General features: G+C 72.2%; 7 protein-coding genes and 1 pseudogene. 4 read left to right on the top strand and 4 right to left on the bottom strand.

Annotation, left to right across the window (positions count from 1 at the left end; translation table 11 throughout):
• Positions 1 to 348: 348 nt before the first annotated feature.
• Entirely contained in the window at positions 349 to 1,080 is a 732-nt protein-coding gene (locus HUW36_RS21095; RefSeq protein ID WP_174529746.1) for an SDR family oxidoreductase, read from the top strand.
• Between the two features lie 9 nt (positions 1,081 to 1,089).
• Here the strand turns inward: HUW36_RS21095 and HUW36_RS21100 are convergent, their stop codons facing one another.
• Positions 1,090 to 1,872 carry a hypothetical protein gene (locus HUW36_RS21100; RefSeq protein ID WP_174529747.1) on the bottom strand — a complete coding sequence of 261 codons (783 nt, stop codon included), beginning with the start codon at positions 1,870 to 1,872 and terminating at the stop codon, positions 1,090 to 1,092.
• Positions 1,873 to 1,941: 69 nt separating this feature from the next.
• On the opposite strand from HUW36_RS21100, the gene HUW36_RS21105 reads away from it, so the two are divergent.
• Entirely contained in the window at positions 1,942 to 2,343 is a 402-nt protein-coding gene (locus HUW36_RS21105) for an SRPBCC family protein (protein ID WP_217428844.1), read from the top strand.
• A 177-nt stretch (positions 2,344 to 2,520) separates the two neighbouring features.
• Here the strand turns inward: HUW36_RS21105 and HUW36_RS21110 are convergent, their stop codons facing one another.
• Positions 2,521 to 2,724, bottom strand: a complete 204-nt coding sequence (locus HUW36_RS21110; RefSeq protein ID WP_174529749.1) for a DUF397 domain-containing protein — start codon at positions 2,722 to 2,724, stop codon at positions 2,521 to 2,523.
• Positions 2,715 to 3,230: pseudogene (locus HUW36_RS21115) on the bottom strand (DUF5753 domain-containing protein); the annotation flags it as partial. The gene HUW36_RS21110 and the pseudogene HUW36_RS21115, both read right to left, overlap by 10 nt.
• A gap of 65 nt (positions 3,231 to 3,295) precedes the next feature.
• Between HUW36_RS21115 and HUW36_RS21120 the strand changes: the two are divergent.
• The gene (locus tag HUW36_RS21120; protein WP_174529750.1) at positions 3,296 to 3,610 is read left to right on the top strand and encodes a hypothetical protein; all 315 of its coding nucleotides are present in this window, start codon (positions 3,296 to 3,298) and stop codon (positions 3,608 to 3,610) included.
• A 96-nt stretch (positions 3,611 to 3,706) separates the two neighbouring features.
• Here HUW36_RS21120 and HUW36_RS21125 read toward each other — a convergent pair whose 3' ends face one another.
• The gene (locus HUW36_RS21125; RefSeq protein ID WP_174529751.1) at positions 3,707 to 6,562 is read right to left on the bottom strand and encodes an aconitate hydratase; all 2,856 of its coding nucleotides are present in this window, start codon (positions 6,560 to 6,562) and stop codon (positions 3,707 to 3,709) included.
• Between the two features lie 226 nt (positions 6,563 to 6,788).
• Here HUW36_RS21125 and HUW36_RS21130 point away from each other — a divergent pair, with 226 nt between their 5' ends.
• On the top strand, positions 6,789 to 7,442 hold the full coding sequence (locus HUW36_RS21130; RefSeq protein WP_174529752.1) for a DedA family protein: 654 nt from the start codon (positions 6,789 to 6,791) through the stop codon (positions 7,440 to 7,442).
• Positions 7,443 to 7,542 lie beyond the last annotated feature (100 nt).

The raw sequence follows: 7,542 nt of genomic DNA on the forward strand, positions 1-7,542 counted from the left end.
CTCTTTCCCTACACGACGCTCTTCCGATCTCCGCGTCCAGGGCCGCCCGCCCCTCGTGCAGCAGCACCGCGCCGGCCGGGGTCAGCGCCACGCTGCGGTGGTCGCGGTCCAGCAGCGTCACCCCGAGCCGCCGTTCGAGCTGGCGGACGGCCCGGGACAGCGGGGGCTGGGCGATCCCGAGCCGGCGCGCGGCGCGGCCGAAGTGCAGCTCCTCGGCGACCGCGACGAAGTAGCGCAGCTCCCGTGTCTCCACCCGGCCACCGTACCCCCGGATCGATACCCGGCGGGTATCGCACGCTACCGAGACGGTGTTGGCCGGTCCATCGCGGCACGGCCAGGATCGACCGCATGAGCGAACGCACCGTCGCGCTGGTCACCGGCGCGAACAAGGGAATCGGGTACGAGATCGCGGCCGGCCTGGGGGCGCTCGGCTGGCGGGTGGGGGTCGGCGCCCGGGACGAGCGGCGCCGGGAGGCCGCGGTGGCGGCGCTGCGCGCGGACGGCGTGGACGCGTTCGGCGTACCGCTGGACGTGACCGACGACGCGAGCGTGACCGCCGCCGCGCGCCTGGTGGAGGAGCAGGCCGGCGGCCTCGACGTGCTTGTCAACAACGCGGGCGTGACCGGCGGGATGCCGCAGCAGCCCGGCGGCGCCGACGTGGCGACCGTGCGGGCGGCGGTCGAGGTCAACGTCATCGGCGTGGTCCGGGTCACCGAGGCGATGTTGCCGCTGCTGCGCCGCTCGGCGTCGCCCCGGATCGTCAACATGTCCAGCGGGGTCGGCTCGCTGACCCGGCAGAGCGCCTCCGCCGGGGAGGGCCAGACCGGGCCGCTGTCGGTGGCCTACGCGCCGTCGAAGTCGATGCTCAACGCGGTGACCGTCCAGTACGCCCGGGCGCTGGCCGACACGTCCATCCTGGTCAACGCCGCCTGCCCGGGCTTCACCGCGACCGACCTCAACGGCTTCCGTGGGGTGCGGACGCCGCAGCAGGGCGCGGCGGTCGCGGTCCGGTTGGCGACGCTGCCCGACGACGGGCCGACCGGCGGCTTCTTCGAGGACGCGGGCGTGGTGCCGTGGTGACCGGCCCGGTCAGCACCACATGACCGGGTTGCCGGTGGCGACCGACGCGGCGCAGAGCCGGCGCAGCGGCTCGACGATGTAGGCGTAGTCGTCGGCGCACCGGGGCCGGGTCACTACCGCGAGCCGCTCGGGTCGGGGCGAGTCGTGCGCGCCCACCGGCCTCATCGTCACGGTGGCCCGGGTCCCGTCGTCGCCGACGAGGTCGAGCCGGCCTTCGGGCAGCACGCGCTGGCTGAGCCGGGTGGCGCGGAACAGCGTGACCGGCGGCTGCGCGGCGGTGTCGACGACGAAGAACCCGGCCGGCTCCACCCCGGCGTGCCAGCCCGGCCCGTACATGAAGACTCCGCGGTAGCTCTCGATGTACTGCATGACCACCTCCCCGGTCGCCTCGTTGACGAGCGCGGTCTCGTCGGCGATCCGGCCGTCCCGGAACGCGTCCAGCTCGGTGAGCGCCGTCGCCGCCTGCTCGACCGTCAGTCCGCCGTCGTTGCCGTCGGGCAGGCCGGCGAGGAGCGTCGGGAAGCGGTCCGCCCCGGCCGCGCGCAGCGCCTGCTGGAACATGCGTACCCCGGTCCAGTTGGCCAGGCCCTCGCTGACCAGCTCCATGTGGCGGTGCGGGCAGGCGTCCTCGGCCATCCAGGCGTAGAAGGCGTTCTCGGCCGCGGCGTCGTACCCGTCGGTCGGCAGCAGGGCGAGGCAGCCCTCGTCGTCGTAGCCGACCGGCCCGACCGGGCACGGCGCGGCCAGGCCGTCCTGCCAGCACCGGCAGTGCACGAACGCGTCGAGTCCCACGCCCGGCACCCTATGCGGCGACCGGCTCGGTCGTGGCCCCGGCCGGACGGGCATGCCATCATCGGCGGCGTGGGTACGCAGTCCCGGCACCTCAGTGTGCACATCGACCGTCCGGTCGCGGAGGTCTACGCGTTCGCGTCCGACCCGGCGAACCTGCCCCGCTGGGCGCCCGGCCTGGGTGCCTCGGTGACGCGCGAGGGTGACGACTGGTTCGTGGACACCCCCGAAGGGCGGGCCGGGCTGACGTTCGCGCCGGCCAACGACTTCGGGGTGCTCGACCACGAGGTGCGGACGCCGTCCGGCGAGACGGTGTACGTGCCGCTGCGCGCCGTCGCGGACGGCGACGGCACCGAGGTGGTGTTCAGCCTGCGCCGCGGCCCCGGCATGAGCGACGCCGACTTCGCCCGGGACACCGCGCTTGTCGAGGCCGACCTGGCGCGGCTCAAGGCCGTGCTGGAGTCGACGGACTAGGTCGGGAGGACGGCGAGGCGTCGACGGGGACGAGGAAGGAGCCGGCGTACCGGCAACCGCTACGCCTACGCCCGCGCGAACCCGACCAGCACATCGACCCGGCGGGCCTCTACGGCCGACCGGCGAACGGCACTCAGCCGTCGCTGAGAATCCAGCGGTTCGCGAGTCTGGCACTGATCAGGTCAGCGGCCTCATCTCGTGCCGACGTGCCGTTACGAACCGGGTCCACGCCGCCGGGCTGAAGGTGAGCACCGGGCCGGCCGGGTCCTTCGAGTCGCGGACGCCGACCACGCCGGGCAGGTTGCCGGCGACCTCCACGCAGTTGCCGCCGTTGCCGCCGCTGCGGGTGCTCTTGCGCCACCGGGCGCCGCTCAGGTCCATGCCGCCGCCACTTCCCTCAGCAGTTCCAGGGTCCGCGCGCGGGGGAGCGCCTCGCCCCGGATGCGTTCCCACCGACGCTCCAGGGTAGCAATCTCCGAGGGCTGCTCGATGATCTGCGCGCGGGCCTGGCTGTCAACATGCGCCACCCGGTTGCCGTCGCGCAGCTCCGCGATGACGAACGGCCCGTCCAGCCCGGGATAGGTCGGCGTGTCCACCGGCAGCACGTGGAGCTGCACGTTCGGCAGCTCGGCGCAGACGAGCAGGTGGGTCACCTGCGCGGCCATCAGCGCCCGGTCGCCGGCGGCGGCGCGGCGCAGCACCTGCTCGTCGAGCACGGCGACGAACAGCGGCCCGCGCGGCCGGTGCAGGACGCCCTGCCGGTCCAGCCGGGCGGCGACCAGGTCGGTCACCTCGTCGGCGGTGAGCGGCTGGCCGAGGAACGTCGCCCGGGCGTACGCCTCGGTCTGCAACAGGCCCGGCACCCAGGCCAGCTCGAAGGTCCGCAGCAACCGTCCGAAGGAGATTACACAACGCTGTGTGATTGTTCGGGCACCCTCGGCACGGTGGAGGCATGACCGAACCGACACCGACATCGGCGTACCCCCGGGTGGTGCTGCCGCTGACCGGCCACCGCGCGTGCGGTCCGGCCTGGCGCTGCGACCGCTGCGGCGAGCCCTGGCCGTGCCCGACCCTGCGGGCGGCGCCCACCGACACGGCCCGTCGCGCCACGATGATCCCCGAGTTCTCCCGGATCACCCGGCAGGCCATCCGAGACCTGCGCGGCCGACCCGACGGCCCGGATCCGATCGCGATCGTGCGGCGCTTCCTGTGGTTCCTGCCGCTCACCGACGCCGAGGCGCGCGCCGTCGCCCTCCGGCTGCGCTGAGTTGTAAGGAAGGGCCCCTTGTTAACGCCTGGGGTAGAGGAAGGGCCCCTTTTTAACAGCGAGCTGTTAAAAAGGGGCCCTTCCTTACAACCAAGGTCAGCTGGCGATCATGCGGCGCAGCACGTACTGCAGGATGCCGCCGTGCCGGTAGTAGTCCGCCTCACCCGGGGTGTCGATGCGGACCACGGCGTCGAACTCCACGCCGGTGTCGGTGGTGACCTTCACCGTGCGCGGGGTGTCGCCGTCGTTCAGCGCGGTGACGCCGCTGATCGAGAACGTCTCCGTGCCGGTCAGGCCCAGCGACTCGGCGGTGGTGTCCACCGGGAACTGCAGCGGCAGGACGCCCATGCCGATCAGGTTCGAGCGGTGGATCCGCTCGTACGACTCGGCGATGACCGCCTTGACGCCCAGCAGCATGGTGCCCTTGGCCGCCCAGTCCCGCGACGAACCCGAGCCGTACTCCTTGCCGGCCAGGATGACCAGCGGGACGCCCGCCTCCTGGTAGGCCATCGAGGCGTCGTAGATCGAGGACTGCTCGCCGGTGAGGTGGTTGACCGTGAAGCCACCCTCGACACCCGGGACGAGCTGGTTGCGCAGCCGGATGTTGGCGAACGTGCCCCGGATCATCACCTCGTGGTTGCCTCGGCGGGATCCGTACGAGTTGAACTCGTGCCGGGCGACGCCGTGCTCGGCCAGGTACTTGCCGGCGGGGGAGTCCGCCTTGATCGAGCCGGCCGGGGAGATGTGGTCGGTGGTCACCGAGTCGCCCAGCTTCGCCAGCACCCGCGCGCCGGCGATGTCCTGCACCGGGGTCGGCTGCTGCTGCATGCCCTCGAAGTACGGGGGCTTACGCACGTACGTCGACTCGCCGTCCCAGGAGAACGTGTCACCGGTCGGGGTCGGCAGCGACTGCCAGCGCTCGTCGCCGGCGAACACGTCGGCGTACGCGGAGCTGAAGCCGCTGGCGCCGATCGCCGAGGCAATGACGTCCTGGATCTCGGCGGTGTTCGGCCAGATTTCCCGCAGGTACACCGGGTTGCCCTGCGAGTCCTCACCGATCGGCTCGTTGGCCAGGTCGATGTCCATGGTGCCGGCGAGCGCGTACGCGACCACCAGCGGCGGGGACGCCAGGTAGTTCATCTTGACGTCCGGGTTGATCCGGCCCTCGAAGTTGCGGTTGCCGGAGAGCACCGAGACGACGGCCAGGTCGCCCTCGTTGACGGCGGCCGAGACCTCCTCCGGCAGCGGGCCGGAGTTGCCGATGCAGGTGGTGCAGCCGTAGCCGACCAGGTTGAAGCCGAGCTTCTCCAGGTACGGCGTGAGGCCGGAGCGGTCGTAGTAGTCCATGACGACCTTCGAGCCCGGGGCCAGCGTGGTCTTCACCCACGGCTTGCGGGCCAGGCCCTTCTCCACCGCGTTGCGGGCCAGCAGCGCGGCGCCGATCATGACCTGCGGGTTCGAGGTGTTGGTGCAGGAGGTGATCGCGGCGATCACCACGGCGCCGTGGTCCAGCTCGTACTCGACGCCGTCGGCGCCGGTCACGCGTACCGGGTTGGTGGCCCGGCCGCCCGCGCCCACGGCGGCGGTCTCCAGGTCGCGCGGCGCGTCCGCCGGGTCGTTGACGCCGTTGGCCGGGGCGTCGCTGGCCGGGAACGACTCGGCGCTGGCCTCGTCGGCCGGGCCGTCGGTGCCGAACGGCTTCTCCTGCTGCGGCACGCCCGGCTTACGACCCGGGTCGCCGCCGGTCTCGTCGGCCGCCACGTAGTCGGTCAGCGCCGAGCGGAACAGCGTCTTGGCGCTACCGAGCGGCACGCGGTCCTGCGGGCGCTTCGGGCCGGCCAGGGACGGCTCGATGGTGCTCAGGTCGAGCTCCAGGCGCTCCGAGTACTCCGGCTCGTGGTTCGGGTCGTGCCAGAGGCCCTGCTCCTTGGCGTACGCCTCGACCAGCGCGACCTGCTGCGGGTCACGGCCGGTCAGTTCCAGGTAGCGGACGGTCTCGGCGTCGATCGGGAAGATCGCCACGGTGGAGCCGTACTCCGGCGACATGTTGCCGATGGTGGCGCGGTTGGCCAGCGGCACCGCGCTCACGCCGGGGCCGTAGAACTCGACGAACTTGCCGACCACGCCGTGCTTGCGCAGCATCTCGGTGATGGTCAGCACCAGGTCGGTGGCGGTGGTGCCGGCCGGCATCTCGCCGGAGAGCTTGAAGCCGACCACGCGGGGGATCAGCATGCTGACCGGCTGGCCGAGCATCGCGGCCTCGGCCTCGATGCCGCCGACGCCCCAGCCCAGCACGCCCAGGCCGTTGACCATGGTGGTGTGCGAGTCGGTGCCGACGACCGTGTCCGGGTACGCCTGGCCGTTGCGCTCCATGATCGTACGGGCCAGGTACTCGATGTTGACCTGGTGCACGATGCCGGTGCCCGGCGGGACGACCTTGAACTCGTTGAACGCGGTCTGGCCCCAGCGCAGGAACTGGTAGCGCTCCTTGTTGCGCTCGTACTCCAGCTCGACGTTGCGCTCGAAGGCGTCCTCGCGGCCGAACAGGTCGGCGATGACCGAGTGGTCGATGACCAGCTCGGCGGGGGCGAGCGGGTTCACCTTGGTGGCGTCGCCGCCGAGGTCGCGGACCGCCTCGCGCATGGTGGCCAGGTCGACCACGCAGGGCACGCCGGTGAAGTCCTGCATCAGCACCCGGGCCGGGGTGAACTGGATCTCCACGCTCGGGTCGGCGGTGGGGTCCCACGCGCCGAGCTGCTGGATGTGGTCGGCGGTGATGTTCGCGCCGTCCTCGGTCCGCAGCAGGTTCTCCAGCAGGATCTTCAGGCTGTAGGGCAGTCGGTCGTGCCCCTCCACCTTGCCGATCTTGAAAATCTCGTAGCTCGCGTCTCCGACGCGTAGCTGGGTCTTCGCACCGAAGGTGTCGAGGCTCGCCACGTCGTACTCCTTCACACCAGCGACCGTGAGTAGTCCTGAGCAGTTTGTCGCACCGACCCGGGCGCCGCCGTGCTTAGGCGACACTTACCTGCGTCGGTCTGTACAAAACCGTACGTCCGTCTTGCTATTCGCGCAACCTCGTGCCAGCGGGCGGGACGCGCAGGGGGTTCCCGGCCGGCGGCGGTTCCACACGTGTCCGTCGGGCCCCGCGGGGGCGGGTTCGCGCGGGTAGGGTCGGTGCGTGGTCGACGTGCAGCACTGGCTCTCCGCGCTACCCCCGGGCGTGATCTACCTGATCGTCGCCGGGGTGATCGGCGTCGAGAGCATGGGCGTCCCACTGCCCGGCGAGATCGTGCTGGTCAGCTCCGCCCTGCTCGCCGCCACCGGGGTGGTCCAACCCGAGTGGGTGGCGATCGCCGCCGCGACCGGCGCGATCGTCGGCGACTCCATCGGGTACGCCGTCGGCCGCCGCGGCGGCCGGCCGCTGCTCCAACGGTTGGGCCGGCGCTTCCCCAAGCACCTCGGCCCCGCGCACCTGGCCCGCGCCGAGCAGAGCTTCGCCCGCCACGGCGTCTGGGCGGTCTTCTTCGGGCGGTTCGTCGCGCTGCTGCGCATCCTCGCCGGCCCGCTGGCCGGGGCGCTGCACGTGCCGTACCGCCGGTTCCTGGTGGCGAACGCGGCCGGCGGTCTGGTCTGGGCCTTCGGCACCACCTACCTGTTGTTCTACGTCGGGCGCGCTGCCGAGCACTGGCTCAAGGACATCTCCTGGGCCGGGCTGGTGCTCGCCGTGCTGGCCGGCCTGGTCAGCACCGCCTGGCTGCGCCGCCGCGCGAAGCGGCTGGGCCCGGTCGAGACGCCCGAACAGGCCGAGCCGGTCGGGGCGACCGAACGCTGACAAAGGGCCCGACCCCGGTGGTGGGGTCGGGCCCTTGTCGGTGGTGTGGGTCAGCTGGTGCTGTAGCCGCGGGTGGCGATCCAGTCGGCGAGGTTGTCGA

The organism is Micromonospora maritima (assembly GCF_902825405.1).
GTDB lineage: Bacteria > Actinomycetota > Actinomycetes > Mycobacteriales > Micromonosporaceae > Micromonospora > Micromonospora maritima.